A 255-nucleotide genomic window follows, 5' to 3' on the forward strand; every position below is an offset into this window, starting at 1 on the left:
CCAAAATGCTTCGCGAGTTAATTCTCGGGTTTGTGAAATAAGCAAACCGTGGGGAAACTTCGGACGTCCAATCTACCTGACGATCGATATCGATGTGCTCGATCCTTCCGCAGCGCCTGGTACCGGGACGACTGAAGCGGGCGGAATCACATCCCGCGAACTGCTCGAGTCCATTCACTTTATGGCGAAAAACGGTGCTAACGTGATCGGTTGTGACCTCGTGGAAGTAGCTCCGATTTACGATCACAGTGAGAT

1 protein-coding gene is annotated in these 255 nt (G+C 51.8%); it reads left to right on the forward strand.

What is annotated here, in order from left to right; genetic code table 11:
* Positions 1 to 37: 37 nt before the first annotated feature.
* The coding region (locus MXD62_RS09095) for an arginase family protein (RefSeq protein WP_308301219.1) at positions 38 to 255 on the forward strand (218 nt) is incomplete at its 3' end.

It is taken from the genome of Frankia sp. Mgl5 (genome assembly GCF_023242985.1).
GTDB classification, from domain to species: domain Bacteria; phylum Actinomycetota; class Actinomycetes; order Frankiales; family Frankiaceae; genus Parafrankia; species Parafrankia soli.